The 17,577-nt window shown below is 67.1% G+C and carries 8 protein-coding genes; 4 read left to right on the top strand and 4 right to left on the bottom strand.

The window, feature by feature from the left end:
- Positions 1-771 precede the first annotated feature (771 nt).
- Positions 772-1,158, top strand: a complete 387-nt coding sequence (locus ACFYZB_RS42330; RefSeq protein ID WP_388767217.1) for a hypothetical protein — start codon at positions 772-774, stop codon at positions 1,156-1,158.
- 206 nt (positions 1,159-1,364) lie between these two features.
- On the top strand, positions 1,365-1,544 hold the full coding sequence (locus ACFYZB_RS42335; protein ID WP_388767218.1) for a DUF6207 family protein: 180 nt from the start codon (positions 1,365-1,367) through the stop codon (positions 1,542-1,544).
- A 177-nt stretch (positions 1,545-1,721) separates the two neighbouring features.
- Here ACFYZB_RS42335 and ACFYZB_RS42340 read toward each other — a convergent pair whose 3' ends face one another.
- The 4 genes from ACFYZB_RS42340 to ACFYZB_RS42355 form a co-directional block, all read right to left on the bottom strand.
- Positions 1,722-2,450 (bottom strand): hypothetical protein, encoded by a 729-nt coding sequence (locus tag ACFYZB_RS42340; RefSeq protein WP_388767219.1) that lies wholly within the window; start codon positions 2,448-2,450, stop codon positions 1,722-1,724.
- 185 nt (positions 2,451-2,635) lie between these two features.
- Entirely contained in the window at positions 2,636-2,905 is a 270-nt protein-coding gene (locus tag ACFYZB_RS42345; protein ID WP_388767220.1) for a DUF3761 domain-containing protein, read from the bottom strand.
- Between the two features lie 489 nt (positions 2,906-3,394).
- Entirely contained in the window at positions 3,395-4,333 is a 939-nt protein-coding gene (locus ACFYZB_RS42350; protein WP_388767221.1) for a LysM peptidoglycan-binding domain-containing protein, read from the bottom strand.
- 22 nt (positions 4,334-4,355) lie between these two features.
- The gene (locus ACFYZB_RS42355; RefSeq protein WP_388767223.1) at positions 4,356-9,335 is read right to left on the bottom strand and encodes a LamG-like jellyroll fold domain-containing protein; all 4,980 of its coding nucleotides are present in this window, start codon (positions 9,333-9,335) and stop codon (positions 4,356-4,358) included.
- A gap of 437 nt (positions 9,336-9,772) precedes the next feature.
- Between ACFYZB_RS42355 and ACFYZB_RS42360 the strand changes: the two genes are divergently transcribed.
- Together ACFYZB_RS42360 and tpg are read left to right on the top strand one after the other, a co-directional pair.
- Positions 9,773-16,222: an RHS repeat-associated core domain-containing protein gene (locus ACFYZB_RS42360; protein ID WP_388767224.1), complete on the top strand. Its 6,450-nt coding sequence runs from the start codon at positions 9,773-9,775 to the stop codon at positions 16,220-16,222.
- Between the two features lie 764 nt (positions 16,223-16,986).
- Positions 16,987-17,550 carry a telomere-protecting terminal protein Tpg gene (gene tpg / locus ACFYZB_RS42365; protein ID WP_388767225.1) on the top strand — a complete coding sequence of 188 codons (564 nt, stop codon included), beginning with the start codon at positions 16,987-16,989 and terminating at the stop codon, positions 17,548-17,550.
- Positions 17,551-17,577: the final 27 nt, after the last annotated feature.

The following is a 17,577-nucleotide window of genomic DNA, read 5'->3' on the forward strand; positions in this document are numbered from 1 at the left end:
TTCACTGCCACGGTGCGGCCCAGGCGGGTGTCATGCGCGAGGTAGACCTCCGCCATGCCACCACGGCCGAGCACCTGGCCCAGCTCGTACCGGCCACTCTGGCGACGCGGCTCTTCCACAGCGAGTTCCCTGCCTCTCCCTTTTCCGGAGCCTTTCGGAGCCCGAACCTTCCGACACGGCCCTCGCGGCCGCTGGACGTGCGGTGATCGCAATGGCGATTGCGCGATCTTAGCCTTGGATCCACCTGCTCAGCTCGCCCCGATGAGCAGGCAGAGTTGCCCGAGCACGAGACACGGGGGCAAACACTTGGTGATGCGCAGTCAAGGATCGCTTCCGGCCAATCCACGCCCCAAGCCGGCACTCCCGCTCCTCCTGGTCCTCGCCGTCCTCGCCGACCACGATCATCTCGACGTGTTTGCGCGGCACCCGGAGGTGCCCGTCGCGCTCGTAGAACTGCTGCGCGCTGTACCGGGCGTGCGTGTGCCGCGGGCGGCCTTGCCGTGGCCTTACCCGGGCAGGGCGGGCTGGTGCGTAATATGCGCGGCTAATGGATCACCGGGAGGGGACAGCATGAGAACACGTATACGTGCCGCCGCGGTTGCAGCTGCCATGGTACTGGGGTTGGTGCCGATCAGCACGGGTACAGCGTCCGCGGCCCCGGCCGGCACGCAGGTGTCCGCGCCTCACCAGATCGGGACGTTGAAGGAGTGGGCGAGCGGTATCCCGTCGTCTATGCACCGGGGCGGCACGATCGACGTCACCATGTCTTACGTGCAAAGGTCCCGGGACGTTCTGGCCCCGGCCGGCTTTGCGTTGTCCTTGTGGAACTTCGCCGCCCCGGGCTTCAAGCAGATGCGTGGGATCTCCGCCACCTGGTGGAATCCGGTACACCACCGTTGGGAGAAGGCCAGCCACTACGAGTCGAACGGACTGATCGGTCTCGATCTTCCCGGCTACTCGCCCACGGTGAAGGTCGCATCCGGCAAGGTCGGCCACGTCTACCTGCACGTCACCTTCGGCAAGAGCGCCTACACGGGCACGTGGCACTTCGAGCCGATGGTGGATGCCTACTGGCTGCTCACCCCGAAGGGCGCCTACGACACCAACAGCTACCTCGGCGACAGCAGGAGCCAGTACACCTCCACCCTGCGCCCATGAGCGGATGCGCCGGCTGACCGCCGTGCCCCGTACGCCTGCTCTGTGTTGCCCGGTCCGGCTGCTGGGGTAGCGTGCCAGGCAGTCTTCGTGGCGTTCCCTCCGCGCCGCCTGTGGCGGGGCGCCACGCATACGACTGGTCACAGCGAGCACCGCCCACTGTCGCAGGTGACGCGAACGTAGTGACATTCCATTGATGCCGCGCGCGGATGTCATCGCAGACAGCGGGGCGTGCTGATTCCAGAACATGTCGTGCCGCTTTCGCCTCCCAAGAGACGGACGCTGGCCGCTGGGCGACCGCGACAGATGACCGGACGACCCGGGCGCCCGGCGAGCCGGGCGTAGGGCTGCGCTGCTACCTGGACCTGCGCCAGCCGTTCGACTCGTAAGCGGGTGGCGCTGCGGGCACCCTGCCGCGCCTACTTCCTCCGGATGCTGCCGCTGGAGATCCAGTGGACCAGGATCGCAGCCGTGTGTACGGCCGCTTCCGCCGCCTTCCTGGGTCACGGGAGCGCTGGTGAGTCCTCCCTCATGGCGATCCCGCTGTCCGTGCCAGAGCAGGCTGATCATCGCGACGACCGCGTCAATGTCCGCGGGGCCCCCGTCTTGTCGGAGATGAGCATCTCGTACTTGTGGCGCCCCTGATCCAAGTGAGCACGCAGCTTGCCGAGGGTGGGCTCGGGCGCGTTGGGAAGGAAGAGCGGGTTGACGACGGCCTCAACGGCCTTGATGGCACGGGAGCAGGCGGCACTCGGGTCGGGCTTGATCCCGTACGCCTCGGAGAACGCTGCACGGAGATGATCGGCCGCCGTATCTGCTTTCGAGGCCCCAGCATCCACGGCCTTGTCGTAGAGGGCGTGGAGCGTCTCGTCCATCCGGCGTTCGAGCCTGCTGCCGTCCTCGGATACCGTGAAGGCAGAATCCCCCTCGCGCAGGATGCCCTCCAGCTCGCGGACGTGCGAAGCGGCGATGGCACGGTCCTGCCACTCTGCTCCCTGCAGCGCGTGGTGCAGGCAGCCCAGCGTGTCGTCGATTACTTCCAGGCGCAGCATCGGGTTGCTCATCCGGTCGTCGAGATTGGCCAGCTCGGCGTTTGGGTCGCGGCTCTTGAGAAATCTGGACGGCAGCTTCAGCCGCACTGCCACGGGGGTTGCCATCCCGTACATGTGCAGCGTCTTGTAGACCCAGTCACGGATGGGCGCATCGATGTGGTCCGGAACCCCTTCATCCCACAGAGGCTCCGGCTCGGTCTTCCCCGCCAGACGGTCAGTCAGCCGTCTCCATGTGTTTGTCACAGGTCGACTGTAGGGCGGCACGTGAAGAGATCACGATCGACTTGTTCAGGGGCAGAAGCGGCTACCCCTCCATCGACCTGTCGTGGGTCATGTAGTGGGTGGCACAGGCTCATGGCCGCCTGGACAGCGCGCCGGCCGCCTTCTCCGGGCGCGGAGCAGGCGGCCGGTCTGTGGAAGGGAGAGGGCTACTTGAACCAGTAGCGGACGCCGTGGTGGTGGGAGCAGGTGCCCTGCGAGTGCCGCGAGTACGACAGTGAGGCGTCCTGGCACTTCGCCGTCTCGTACTTGTCCCGGGGCTTTTGGTGGTGCGTCCAGCCGCATACGCCGGTGGTGTGGTGGATGCAGTGATGTGCGGTGTTGGTCGACGGCAGCGTCGCCGCGGACGCGGCCGGTGCACTGAAGAAGACACCGGCCACGGCGATGACCACCGCTGAGACGGCAAGACGAGCGCGCAAAGGAACCCCCCTTTGGAGTCGAGCAAGTGCAGGGGGACTCTATAAGAGTTTCACCCACTTACCTGCCGTTTTGCGATACCGGACCCGGTGACGGCCCTGGAAGCCCATGCGACGCCGACCGGAGCCCGTCGACACTCGACTTCTCGACGAGCAGGGCGGGGTCGATCGTTAGGCGTCGTGTGAGGGGACACGGCCAGCGAGTTCGGCGGCGAAGTGGCGGGCCTATGCGCCCAAGTCGTGATCGGTCGTGCCGAAGTGCTGCAGGGCGTCCAGGAGTTGGTGCGCCTCTGTGAGAGTGGGCAATGGCAGACGTGGCTCGTACAACTCCGGCATGCCGAATCTGGGGTCGAGGAGTTCGTCCATGCCAGAGCAACGGGCACCAGTCGCGCGGGTTACGGCCTGCCGGGCCAGGGCAGACCCAAATGCCTCAGGGGCCGCGATCGGTGTATCGGCCGCGGCCCCTGGTTGTGTGCGTCGCCGCTGCGGGTGCTAGTGGATGGCGATCACCGGGTGCTGGGCGGGATCGATCCAGCGGATTATCTCGGTCATGACCGTGGCGGGCAGGGCGACGCATCCTGCTGTGGGGCCTGCCTGCGGGCCGAGGTCGTGGAGGAAGATTCCGGCGCCGCGTCCGGGGACTGCGGGGTTGGTGTTGAAGTTGATGACGAGGGCGTTGTGGTACTGGGTGGGGTAGTTGATGAGGTGTTCGCTGCCGTGCACACCGGTCTCGGTGAGGGGGAAGCCGCCCTGTTCCGAGGTGCGCATCTGGTTGTAGTAGGCCGAGGAGGGGTCCTCGACCCACCAGTCGTCCGAGGCCACGTGGTGGTAGGGCATCTTGGTCCCGGGGTTGGCGCCGACACCGAAGCCCTGGGTGATGGTGTACGTGCCGCTCGGCGTGGTGTCGGTGCCCTGCTTGCGGGTGGCGCCGTCGGTCACCCCGTTCGCTCCGACCCGGGCGTGGGTGGTGGAGTAGACCTGCTTCCAGGTTGTTCCGCTCTTCTGCCACGCGATGACGGTGGCGTAGGTGCCGTGTGCCTGGACGGTGATGACCTGTGTCGCCTTGCCGACCGTGACCGGGACGGGGAAGGGCAGCGCCGCGGTCGATCCGCTGGAGGCGGTGGGAAGCACGAGGTGCTCGCCGGGATAGATGGTGTACGGGCTGGCGAGGTGGTTGGCCTGGGCGATCGCCTGCCAACCGCCGGGCACATGCTGGGCCTGCGCGATGCCGGACAGGGTGTCGCCCGCTTTGACGGTGTACGTGGTCGTGGCAGCCGCGGTGACCGAGGTCGGTGTGGCGGCCTGCGCTGGGGCTGAGGCGAGGGCGCTGCCCGCGGCGGTGGCGGCGGCGAGCGCCGAGGTAGCCATGGCGGCACGCATGCGCGCCGGGCGTGGCTTGGCGTGCCGACCGGAGCCGGTGATGAAGGACATGGGGTTGCTGTTTCCTTTGCCGTTACTGGATCTGCTGGTAGAGGGCGGTGACCTGGTTGGGGGTCAGCGCGTAGTTCCACGCCTGGACGTCGCTGATGGCGCCGGGGAAGAAGTCGGTGTTGTTCCCGTTGTACTTCGAGCGTCCGATGGAGAACGCGTTGGTGGCGCTCCAGGAGGTCACGTTGGTCGCACTTGCGGCGAGTGTGCCGTTGACGTACAGCTGGGCCGTTTTGGTGGCGGCGTTGTAGACGCCGACCAGGTGGGTCCAGGTGTTCGCGGTGGCTCCGGAGGCGAAGGCGTCAGTGAAGGCCGGGCTGGTCGTGTCGCCGCCGGTGAAGGTGAGGGCCCAGCCGGGGCTGCCCTTGATGGCGTAGTTGTACTGAAGGTAGAAGGGGCTGGCCTGGCTGCCGTCCTGTCCGGCGACGGTGGCGTTGTGCGTGGGCAGCGAGGAGGGATCGACCCAGGCGGAGACCGAGTAGCTTCCGGCGGTGTTGAGGACCTGTCCGTTGCTGGCGGCGTAACCGGTGCTGCCGTCGAAGGACAGTACCTCTCCGCGGGTGCTGTCGCTGGTCCAGGTGGTCGTGCCGTTCAGGTTCAGGGTGTTGCTGCCTACGCCGGTGGTGTCGTTGACGGTGTAGGGGGTGTCGGTGGGCGCGGTGTCGTTGGCGGTGGTGTAGTTGGTGCCGTCGTCGAGCGCCCAGGTGTCGTGCGGGGACAGGATCGCTGTCGTTTCCGCCGCGTAGCCGGCGTTGGTGATGTTGACGTGGTCGCCCGGGTCGGCCTGGGCGTGGAGCTTCTCCTCGCCGTTGCTGGTGTCGGGGACGGAGACGGCGGCGTCGAAGTCGGCGTAGTAGACCGCGGGGGTCGACCAGGGGCTGCCCAGGTTTCCGCCGCTCAGCCAGCCGTTGACGTTGGTGCGGTACCCGTCGACCGTGCTGCTGCAGGAGTCGTTGGGCGTGGCGCCGTCACCGGCGTAGCCGTCGCACGGGGTGAGCGAGGTCAGGGTGGTGGCGATGCCCCAGCCCTGGAGTTGCTGGAGCAGGGCGGTGTATCCGTTGGCTTCCAGATCCGCGTCGGTTCGGCCGAACAGCAGGTCTTCCAGGCCTTCGTAGAGGACGACGTTGCTGATGCCCGGCTGGTCGAGGATGTCCCGGTCGATGCGGGACAGGGCCGAGGGACCGCCGACCGTGCTGCCGTTGTAGGTCTCCGGGTTGTCCCCCATGAGCTGGTTGGATTCGATGCCCTCGGCGATCGTGCCGTAGGGGCTGGGAGTACTGGGCTCGGCCCCTGCCAGGGTGTCCGAGACGCGGTAGCCGCTGGTGTTGGTCGGGGTGGTGTTGGGCTGGAACGGATCGATCAGGCCGTCACCGAGGACCGCCTGGGTGGGAATCTGGGCGGTGGAGACGTCCACGTCGGTGGCGAGGTCGCTGAACCAGCCCTGGAAGGTGCCGGTGCCGGAGAACGGCGTCCCGGTGGTGTCGGTCGTCTTGTCACCGGCGCCGGTCGCGGTCAGGTACTCGTAGGCGTTGTTGGCGTAGGAGTGCTGTACGAGGTAGGGGACCGTGTTGGACAGCTGGTAGGAGACCAGCAGGTACTGGCCCGCGGTGGCGGTGAAGTTCAGCGGATCGCTGTACACCATGCCGCCCTCGGGGATCGTGACCGACTGGCTGCCGCCGAAGGTCAGTGCCGTCGGGGTGCCGCTCGGGGTGGCCGAGGGGGAGCCGGATCCGGAGTCGCGCGCGATGGTGGCGTGCCCGATGGACAGTTTGCTGGTGCCCAGGGCGTTGTCGAGCTTGACCCGGACGGTGCCGCCGGAGACCGAGGGCTTCAGCGCGATGCGGATGGTCTGGTTGGAGTAGTTGCCGCCCTGGTTGCTGTACTGGCCTTCGTTCGCGTTGGCCCATGCGCCGGTCCAGGACTGGCCGGAGGCCGCCGCTGCGGTGCTGCCGTTCGCCTCGGGGGTTCCGGCCGTGGTGTTGCGGGTGGCCATGCCGAAGATGTGCAACGCCTGCGTGCCGTTGCCGACGTGGTCGGAAACGTCGGGCAGGGTGACCGAGGCGATCGTCTTGCTGGGGTCGACGGGTACGGCGAAGGGGTAGATCTTCGGCTGGTAGGCGCTGTTGGAGACCTGGCCGGACGGCTTGTTCCAGTGCGGCAGCGCCACGGCCGCCAGGGTGGCCGGACCGCTGATCCAGTCGGGCGTGGTCAGGTAGTAGGTGGTGCTGGTGCCGTCGGTGTAGGTGATGGTGCCGCTGGCGGGGCACACGTCGTCCGGGTCGGTACCGGAGAAGCAGTAGGAGCCGGAGACGCCGGTGTCCGCGGGCACGTACGGTGCGGTGGTGTCGCCCTGGATGGCTCCGGGGTCGGCGAGGTTGGCGTTGGTGGAGGTCGTCAGGAACACCAGTGCGTTGCCCGAGCCGCTGTAGGTGACGGTCTGGTTGGCGGCCAGCACGTTGTCCTTCTGGCCCGAACCGAAGGCCGGGAGGGTGAAGGTGGCGCCGTCGATCGTGACTTTCCCTCCGCTGGTCCAGCCGGCGTTGGTCAGGTCGGTGGCGGAGAAGCTGGCCGTTCCGTCGGCGGCACCCTCGGACATGTTGCTGTCCGGGCTGATCGCGGTGTTGTTCATGCACGTGGACAGGCTGGTGCAGCTGCTGCCTGCGTGTCCGGTGGCCTCGAAGGCGTAGCCGTAGCCGCCGGAGAAGTCCCCGGCCGCGTCCACCGCGTAAACCCACAGGGTGTGGGGGCCGGGGGAGGGCGGGGTGACGGTCACGGTCGCCGTGTTGTTGGTCGCGGTGACGGTCTCGTTGGCGGGTGGGTTGCTGGTGGGGGGCGACTGGTCGAGGTTGTAGACGAACTTCGTCGCGCTCGCGCCGCCGCTGGTGGCGAGGTCGAACTTCCCCGCGGTTCCCGCGGCGGCTCCTGCGCCGCCACCGTTGTGCGTATCGGGGAAGAGATTGTTCTCGGAGGTGACGGTCGGAGTGTCCGGCGCGGTCGGCTCGGCGGTGAAGTGGCAGGTCGGGGACTGGCTGTAGGACGTGGAGTCCTCACCGTCGCTGACCTTGGCCTGCCAGTCGACCACCTGCCCGCTGGTCAGCGAGCTGATGAAACTGGACGGGACGCTGTAGCTGGCGGTGGAGCCGCTGGCGAGGTTGTCGCCGCTGAGCCCGGTGTACTTGGTCGAGGATCCGTTGACCCAGTACTGGAAGGTGGCTTGCAGCTTGTCGCCGTCGCCGTCCGACACCTTGGCCTTGAGCACTGGCGGGGTGCTCGCGATGGTCTTGCCCATGTACGGATACGGGGAGGAGGTGTCGCAGGCCGCGTCGTCGGCTCCGGAGACCGCGGACATGGAGGCGGCGCTGGGTGCGGAGGGGATGATGTTGTACTCGATCTGGAGTGCCGGGTTGTGGGTGAACCGGGAGAAGCCCATGTCGTCGCCGCGGGACTCCGCCCCGTCCTCGCTGAGGGTGCCGGCGAATGAGGTGCCGTGGCCGGAGGCCATGTTCCGGATCGGGGTCAGGACGTCCAGGCCCTCGCTCACCGAGCCGTTGCTCGGGCAGTAGGTGGGGTTGTAGGCCCGAGGAAAGCCCGCTGAGGTCGAGTAGTTGAGGTATCCGGGCCGGTTGTTCCAGTCCGTTCCCGAGCCGATACCGCCCGACCAGTGCAGGTTGACCGTGTAGGTGCCCGCTCCGCAGGACGCGGAGTAGATCTCCTGCGCCTCCACGGTGGCGCTGTTGATGTGAGCGCCCCAGATGGTCGAGGACAGCCGCCACTGGTAAATCGCGTGCTCTTTGCCGGTGCTGCAGCCGTCGGGCCAGCCGTTGTAGCCGACCCCGAGATTGCCGCCGTCCGCGGTCGAGCCGGTCTGGTTGTAGAACGAGGAACCGGGGCAGCCCTGCTTGACCTCGTCGAAGGCCGGCGCGGCCGGGTCGTAGGGATGCCAGTTGAACGTGGGGTCGATGTAGAGCGGGAACACCGTGGACGCGGCGGACAGCGTCCGCCTGTCGGGTATCAGCGAGAGCGTGGACGCCGACAGTCGGGTCCGCACCGGGACGACGCGCGCAGCCAGGCCGGGGTGGGACGCGTCGGAGGCGTCCGGACCGATCCTGGCGCCGCTCGCCGGCTCGGTCGTCTTCTTCCCGGCGGGGGCGTGCAGGGTGGTGTTGGAGTCCCACATGAACGGTGTGGCGGCGTCCATCACCTCACGCCTGCGGGAGTCGAGGATCGCCAGTGCACCGTTGCCGCGCTGGGCGAGCCGGCCGCCGGTCACCTTGACACCCAGGCGGACGGTGGCCAGGGCCGGGTTCTTCGCGGCGGCCGCCGACTTCACCACCAGCGTGTCGGTGAAGCCGCCCGAGGGCGTGGCGGAGACGACCAGGTCGACCGAGGGCAGAACCGACCGGTAGGTGGCCGTCGCCCCGTGGACGACCGGGGCCGGCAGTGTGCCGGGCCAGGTGACGGCCATGTCCTGGCCGCCGGAGGCCGTGGTGACGAGCGGCGTACGGCCACCGCCGGAGAACGACTCGGTGCCGTACGCGGTGGCGGCCGGGGACCAGGTGCCGTCCGCCGACCGGTGCAGACGCAGGTCGACGGGCACCCAGGTGCCGTGCTTGCGGGCGCGCACCGGCTCCGGGTTCGACGTCAGGACGAACCCGCCCTGGGGACGGGCGGTGATCTGCTGGTCGGCAGTGGTCAGCGAGCCGACCGTCGTCGGGCGTCCCGTCCGGGCCGCCTTCTTCGAGGCGGCCTGCATCGCCCGCTCAGCCGACCCCGACGCACCGTAGCCGTCGCGCATGGGCGTCAGGCCGGAGCGGTGGCTGCTGTGGGCGAGCGGTGCCGAGCGCCCGGTGGAGTAGTGGGCCTGGGTCCCCGCCGGGGGTCTCGGGACCGTGCCGTAGGCCGAGGTGCCCGCCGCCAGGACCGCGGTCACGGCGAGCGCCGCGGTCAGCGCTGTTCGCCGCCGTACGCCCGGTCTGCGTCTGCCGGTGGCGCGTTGTGGGTGCATCAGGTGATGTCTTCCTGTTCCAGTGAGCCAGATGATCGGGTTTCGGACAGACGCTAGGAGCCCGCCAGAGTCAAAGCCAGAGCATGTGCAGCACATGGGGAGAGGATTGGCCCCAGTTGTGATCGCTGTGTGTCGAATTGGCGTAAGTAATAGATCAGCTAAGGCCCTCTGGCGGGGCTACTCAGCGCAAACGCCCTGTTGTTAGCGTCCGCAGGGCTGAAATTGAGCCACCGTCAATGTGAGGGGGACTTGTGGCTTCCGGTAACGACCGAGGCGGCAGATCAGGCAGACGCGGCTGGGTGGGCGGGGCGGGCAGACGGTGGCGGAGCCGTACGGCTTCGCGCGCGCTGACCGCCCTCGCCACGACCGCGTTCCTCTGCGTCGGAGTACTCCAGGCAACCCCGGTCGCGGCCGCTGCGCACCGCCATCCACCGTCAGTGCGGCATGACAAGTCGGTGCCGGTCACTCCGGTCGTCTCCCACTACCACAAGCCCAAGGCGACGCCGCGATACCGGCCGTCGGCGGTCTCCTGGCCCAGCGGGAGCGCCCAGGTGACGCTGGCGCCCGAAGGCCTGCGCCCGACGACGGCCGGCGCGAAGCGGAAGACCCCGGTGCGGGCCGGCTCCCTGCCGGTGTGGGTCGGTCCTGCCACGGCGCACTCCACGAAGGGCCGATCCCACACCGGGACCGCCGCGCCGCACACTCCCTCGGGAGTGCGGGTGCAGGTCCTGCCCCGTGCGAAGGCCACCGCGGCCGGAGTGAACGGCGTGCTCATGACGGTCAACCAGACCGATGCCGCCACGACCGCGGGCACTGTCCAACTGTCCCTGGAATACCGGAATTTCGGCTCCGCCTTCGGAGCGGACTGGGCGTCCCGGCTGCACCTCGTCGCACTGCCCGCCTGCGCACTGACCACACCACACCTGGCACGCTGCCGTACCCAGAAGCCGCTGTCCTCCGTGAACGACGGCAAGCTCGGCCGGCTCCGTGCGGACCTTGCCCTTCCCGCTGGTCAGTCCCAGGCCGGGCACACCACCGCGAGCGTCACGCCCAACTCCTCGGCGGGAACGTCGAAGCGGCGAGCGTCGATGGCGCCGATGACCTCGATGACGCAGAACAGCGTGATGGTGCTGGCCGCGACCTCGTCATCCGGCGGTGGCGGAGGCGACTTCACGGCCACCTCCCTGCAGCCCTCCAGCTCCTGGCAGGCAGGCGGCAGCACGGACGCCTTCAGCTGGTCGTACCCCATTTCCCTGCCCCCGGTTCCCGGCGATCTCCACCCCAGTGTCCTGCTCGGCTACGACTCGCAGTCCCAGGACGGCCTGACCTCGTCCACCAACAACCAGGCATCGTGGATCGGCGACGGGTTCGACTACAGCCCGGGGTTCATCGAGCGGTCGTACCAGTCGTGCCATCAGAATCCCTCCGGCGCGACCCAGACCTGGGACAACTGCTGGTCGTCGGACAACACCATCACCCTGTCGCTGGACGGCCGGACGACGACGCTGGTCAAGGACGACTCCACAGGCGCCTGGCACGCACAGAACGACGCCAACGAGCGCGTGGAGTACAAGACCGGTGCCTCCAACGGCGCCCAGAACGGCGAGTACTGGGTCGTGACGACCCCGAACGGCACGCAGTACTACTTCGGGCAGAACCAGTTGCCCGGATACGCCAGCGGTAACACCGCCACCAACTCGGTGTGGACCGAACCGGTCTTCGCCACCGCCTCCGGGCAGCCCTGCTACAACTCCACCTTCGCCAACTCCTGGTGCCAGCAGGCCTACCGCTGGAACCTCGACTACGTCGTGGACCCGCACCAGGACACCGTCTCGTACTTCTACACCACCGAGACCAACTACTACGCCCGCGACCTTGGCACCACCGCCAACACCAGCTACATCCGAGGCGGTTACCTCAACAAGATCATGTACGGGCAGCGTGCGGGCCATGTGTACTCCACCTCGCCGTCCGCTCAGGTGCTCTTCACGGTCAACGGCCGCTGCAACACCTCCTCCAGCGGCTGTGCCACCTCCACCCTGTCCTCCTCGACGGCCTCCCAGTGGCCGGACGTGCCGTACGACCTGAACTGCGCCAACGGATCCTCCTGCTCGGTCAACTCACCCACCTTCTGGTCGGAGTACGAGCTGACCGGCATCCAGACCCAGGCCCTGGTCGGCACCACCGAGACCAACGTCGACTCCTGGACCTTCGCCCACTCCTTCCCGGCGACGGGTGACGCGACCACGCCGTCACTGTGGCTGTCCTCGATCACCCGCACGGGCCAGGACACGAGCGCCGGCGGATCGACGTCCTCCCTCTCCGTTCCACCCGTCACGCTCGCGGGTACGCCGCTGGCCAACCGGGTCAATACCACCGACGGCTATCCGCCCATCACCCGGCAGCGGCTGAACACCATCACCACCGAGACAGGCGCGACGATCAGCGTCGCCTACTCGTCAGCCGCCTGCGGATCCGGCACACCGTCGGACCCCAGCCAGAACACCCAGCTGTGCTACCCGTCGTACTGGACACCCAGCGGCCAGACGTCACCGATCGAGGACTGGTTCAACAAGTACGTCGTCACGGGCGTCACCCAGCAGGACCCGACCGGGGGCGGGGTCAATGACACCATCGCCACCCACTACACGCCGATCGGCTCGCCCGCCTGGCACTACGACGACAACCCGCTGACCCCGTCCAACCAGCGCACCTGGAACCAGTGGCGCGGCTACCAGGGCATGAAGGTCAGCACCGGCACCGCGCCCGACCCGGTCACCGAGACCGACTACACCTTCTTCCGCGGCATGGACGGCGACACGCTGCCCAACAACGGAACCCGGTCGGTGTCCCTCACCGACTCCCGCGGTGACACCGCCATCAAGGACCTCGCCCAGTACGCCGGCATGACGCTGGAGACGATCACCTACAACGGCTGGGGAAGCGGCAAGGAAGTCACCGACACCATCACCAATCCCTGGACCTCCGCGGCAACTGCCACCCACGCCCTGACTGGCCTGCCCAGCCAGAAGGCGTTCCTCACCGGTGAGAGCCAGAAGCTGGTGTACACCCCACTGGCGTCCGGCAGCACCCGGCAGACCGAGACCGACTACACCCACGACTCCTACGGCCGGGTCACCAAGACCGACGACCAAGGGGATGTCTCCACCGCTTCCGACGACCTGTGCACCACCACCAGCTACGCCGACAACACCAGCGCCTGGATCCTCGACAAGGAAGACGAGACCAGCACCGTATCGGTGAACTGTTCCACCACACCGTCGCTGCCGGGAGACGCCGTCTCGGACACCCGCACCTACTACGACAACTCCACCACCCTTGGCGCAGCGCCCTCCATCGGCGATGCAACGATGGTGCAAAGAGCCATCTCCTACAGCGGCTCGACCCCCACCTACTCCACCGAGTCCACCGGCGTTGACGAGTACGGCCGCGCGCTGACGTCGACAAATGCTGACAACCACAAGACCACCATCACCTACACACCGGCCACCGGCGCGGAACCGACGTCCATCACGGTCACCGACCCGATGACCTACGCCACCACCACGACCTATGACGCGCTGCGCGAGCTGCCGCTGCAGAAGACCGACCCCGCCAGCTACGTGACCAAGGAGCAATACGACGCGCTCGGCAGGCTGACCGCCGTCTTCAAGCCCGGCATCTCCAACGCGAGCCTGAAGTACAGCTACACGCTCTCCAACAGCGCCCCGTCCGTGGTCACCACACAGAACCTGAACAACGACGGATCGACCTACCGCACCAGCGAGGCCCTCTACGACGCGCTACTGCGCCCCAGGGAGACCCAGACTGCCACCGCGGACGGCGGCCGGCTCGTAACCGACACCGTCCACGACACCAACGGCTGGACTGCCAAGTCCACCGCCCCGTACTACAACGGCGCAGCGCCCGACGCCACTCTGGTCCAGGCCCAGGACGGTCAGATTCCCTCCGAGACCGGCTACACCTACGACGGCGCCGGCCGTAAAACCGCCGCCACCGCGTACGCCCTCGGCAGCCAGACCTGGCAGACCACCTACACCTACGGCGGCAATTTCACCACCACGGTTCCCCCCAAGGGAGGAACTGCGGAGAGTGTCAAGACCGACGCCCGCGGCCGTACCACCGACCTGTACCAGTACCACTCCGGCGTACCGGCCGACCCGGTCAACGACCCGGCCTCCGACTACTCGGACACGCACTACACCTACTTCCCGGACGGCAAGCGGGCCACCGAGACCGACCCGGGCGGCAACAACTGGTCCTGGACGTACGACTTGCTCGGCAACCAGACATCCGCGACCGACCCCGACACAGGGCTGAGCCGGAGCACCTACGACAGCGCCGGACAACTCACCACGATCACTGACGCCCGCGGCAAGCAGACCACCTACGCCTACGACAACGACGGCCGCAAGACGGCCGCGTACGACACCACTGGCAACGCCAGCGCATCGAGCAGTAACCAGATAGGTGCCTGGACCTACGACACGCTCAAGAAGGGCTACCCCACAGCGGCCACGTCCTACCAGATGGGCACCACCAGCCCCGCCGTCACCAACACCGTCCTCGCCTACACGAGCATGGCCAAACCGCAGGCCGTCCGGGAGACGCTGGCAAACCTGCCGTCCAACGAGAGCGCGCTCGCCCCCTCTGGTGGCTACACCACGTCCTACACGTACACACTCATCGGCAACATCGCCTCCCAGGGCGATCCCGCTTCCGGCGGACTACCTGCCGAGACTGTCGCGTACGGATACGACAACTACAGCGAGCCCACCGGCATGTCCAGCAGCGGCACCACCGCGTGGGACTACGTGCAGTCCGTCGGCTACTCCGAATACGGACAGCCCCTGCAGTACACCATGGGACCGTCCGGAACCTGGGTCGCCCTGGGGCTCACCTACGACGCGCAGACCCACGCCCTGACCGAGGCTCAGACCACCGACTCCGGAACGAGCCAGGTCGTCGACGACACGACCTACGGCCACAGCAACACGGCGGTCTCCGCCGGCGCCGGACTGATCGTCTCGACCACCGACAAGCAAGACGGCGGCGCGACCACCGACACCCAGTGCTACACCTACGACTACGCCACCCGCCTGTCGGCCGCCTGGACCGCGACCGACAACTGCTCAGCGACCCCAACCCCGGGCAACAGCGGCACCGTCGGAGGCCCCAACCCCTACTGGCAGAGCTGGACCTACGACGCCGCCGGCAACCGGGACACTCAGACCGACCACGACACCGGCGGCAACACCGCCAACGACACCACCACCAGCTACCAATACCCCACGGCCGGCTCCAGCTCGGACCAGCCGCACACCCTCAGCGACACCACCGCCACCGGACCGGGCGCGTCCAACAACACGGCCAGCTACACCTACGACACCTCCGGCAACACCAAGACCATCAGCGGCGGTGCCACCGGAGACCAGACCCTGACCTGGAACGATCAGGGCAAGCTCGCCACCGACACCACCAGCTCGGGCACCACCAGCTACCTGTACGACGCGGACGGCAACCTCGCCCTGCGCACCGACCCCGGCCAAGCCACGCTCTTCCTCGGCGCGGCGAACGAACAGATCGTCGAGAACACCGGAACCCAGTCCCTTACGGGCACTCGCTACTACACCATCGGCGGCACCACCACCGCAGAGCGCTCCAGCAACGGCGACATCCAGTACCTCATCCCTAACCCTCAGGGCACCGACACACTCGCCCTCGACTACCAGACCCTCAAGGTCAGCCGCCGCCAGTACGCCCCCTTCGGCACAGCGCGTGGCACCGCGCCCAGCTGGCCTGGCGACACCGGCTACATCGGCGGAACCCCCGACCCCGCCACCAGCCTGGAGAACCTCGGCGCCCGCGAATACAACCCCGCCAGCGGCCGATTCCTCTCCCCGGACCCACTCCTGGAGAACACCGACCCCAACCAGCTCGGCGGATACGACTACGCAGGAAACGACCCGACCACGGGCAGCGATCCCACCGGCGCCATGCTGCCCACCATGGATGACGGCGGCGGGGACTCCTCCTCCAGCAACACCGACGAGGGCGACGACGGCAGTACGTGGCTCACCGCTGAAAACAACTGGGTCTACCAGGGTGGCTTCGACAGCAGCGGCAACATGGTCGACGACAACGGCAATCCGCGATACGGCGGCCTCAATCTCTCCGATATGGGCAACTACGACTTCAGTCGAGGTCGGCCGGCATATTACGGCTGCGATTCGTACTGCAAGGCTCAGAAATACCTTGCACAGGCCGAGGCGAACGACAAGCGCGCCTACGCTGCCCTCGAGAAGCATCTGACGAGGCCTGTTTCCGGCCTGGTCTTCCTCGGCCCCTTGCCGTCTGACTGTGGCCTTGACTGCCAGTCACAGATCGTGGATCTGATGCACCCGCAAGGCGGAGCCGGCGATGACGGAGATTCAGGGCCGAAGGGCTGCGCCAAGGGCGACGATGCCTGCCAGGAAGTGCACTGGCTGTTCGGGCATACTTACGCGAGCATGTCCGGCTGCATGATGGTGTGCGGTGGTGCAACTCTCCAGCAGCGAACGGCATCTGCCGGAATCACGGGTGGATTGACCTTCGATACGATGAAGGGCGCGACGAAGTTCTTCAAAGAATGGCTCGGCGCCTCGGTGGGCATCAGTACAGCCACCCCAGATGATGAAGGCCGTCAACTCGGTGGCATAACTGTGGCCGATGGATGGGCTGGATTCAGTTTCAGCGTGGGGCAAAGAAATTCGGGCGGGTACTACTACACGTTTGGATGGGCTGGGGGCATGGGAATCGCACTGCAAGGACCCACAACAATGGGCGGCGGCTACACCAAGGGAGAAGGCTGGAGCGGCACCTGGTAGGGGCTTGCCCGCCCACAGGCTGCAGGCTACTGTCTGACCCTTGAGGGCTCGCTGAAGACGAAGGGGGTGCCCATGCGGCCGGTTTCCGGCCGAGCGTGGGCGCCCCCTTGTCGGCCCGTACAGATGCCTGAGAGAAGTATCTCCTCTTTCATTGTCGGTGATTGAGTGGGATAATCTCGCAAGACTTGATGTCCTCCCAAATCTTTCGTTTATCGAGGTTGGTTTCAAAATGTCTAATCATTGTAGTAGTGGCAGGTAGGGATTCCGATGGGTTTGATTGTTGCGGTCCTCCTTGCGGGGATCGTCATGAGCTTTGGAGTGGCCCTCCTGTTTAATGTGCGGGGTCTTCGCGATCTGCTTGCCAGGAGATCGGGCGAGCCTCGATTCGGATCCGCGCGAAGCACCTTGATCATTATCGGTGTCTTTTGCGTGGCAATGCCTCTCTATTTTTACATCGTTGTAATCTAGGTGTACCTTTTGCGCTAGTGTCGTTGATGGGCCTTCGGGAGCGTGGGAGCTGAGTGCTCGATGCTGGGTGCTTATTGTGCCGGACTCGTCGCGACGTGTGTCGCAATTGGTGCTCGGATGGTGTATCTGAAGCTCTGGTGGAAGGCGGTGGCCACTCTTCTGCTAGGCCTTGGATTTATTATCTCTTTTGTCGCAGTGGATTCTGGTAGTTGCTCGTTGAGTTTGGCGGCAACCGCCATTATTGCTGGTTCTGCGCTTGCCATGTTCACGGGGCGTGCACGCGATTAATTGTGCATTTGCCGGAGCCTGGTCACCCCGGGGCCTGGGTTGACGGGCACAGTACCCACGGCGTCGTCAGGCTGCGCTCCGCGAACAGCGCCTCCAACGCCACCCGGCGCCGGGCGTACGGCCAGCCAGTCGGGTCGTCGTATCGGTGGACCAGGTCGAAGGCCACGAAGTGCGCCGGCCACTCCACTGCCGCCTTCAAGCGGCCCCGCCGGGAGCTGCGCGAGCGCATAGATCGCGAGGTCAAGAAGCGGTGGCAGCCGCAGGTCAGGGCGAAGGCGAAGAAGCAGGCCGCGACCACGACCTGGGCCGGTCGTCTCCACCCGCGCCCGCTTCGGGTTCACCGCCGCCCGGGCACCACCGACGACACCCGGATCCGCGACATCACCCAAGCCCTCCCGCCCGAGCATGCGGACCGCCTGTTCACCGCCCGCGAGCGGGGCGCGACCGAGCAGCAGCTCCAGCAGATCGCGGCCGAGGACCTCGCGCAGATGCACTTCCGCGCCAACAACACCCGCGCCCACGGCCTGGGCGTGGAGTTCACCGACATCGAGCAGATCGGCATCGAGCTGTAGCAGGCCAGGCGCCGACGAGGCCCCGCA

Origin of the sequence: Streptomyces sp. NPDC001852 (assembly GCF_042891825.1) — a bacterium.
Classification (GTDB): domain Bacteria; phylum Actinomycetota; class Actinomycetes; order Streptomycetales; family Streptomycetaceae; genus Streptomyces.

Bases quoted from the DNA above. Each gene is read 5' to 3' on its own strand.
- ACFYZB_RS42335 (WP_388767218.1), top strand. From the start codon at position 1,365: ATGTCATCGCAGACAGCGGGGCGTGCTGATTCCAGAACATGTCGTGCC.
- ACFYZB_RS42355 (WP_388767223.1), bottom strand. From the start codon at position 9,335: ATGCACCCACAACGCGCCACCGGCAGACGCAGACCGGGCGTACGGCGG.
- ACFYZB_RS42350 (WP_388767221.1), bottom strand. From the start codon at position 4,333: ATGTCCTTCATCACCGGCTCCGGTCGGCACGCCAAGCCACGCCCGGCG.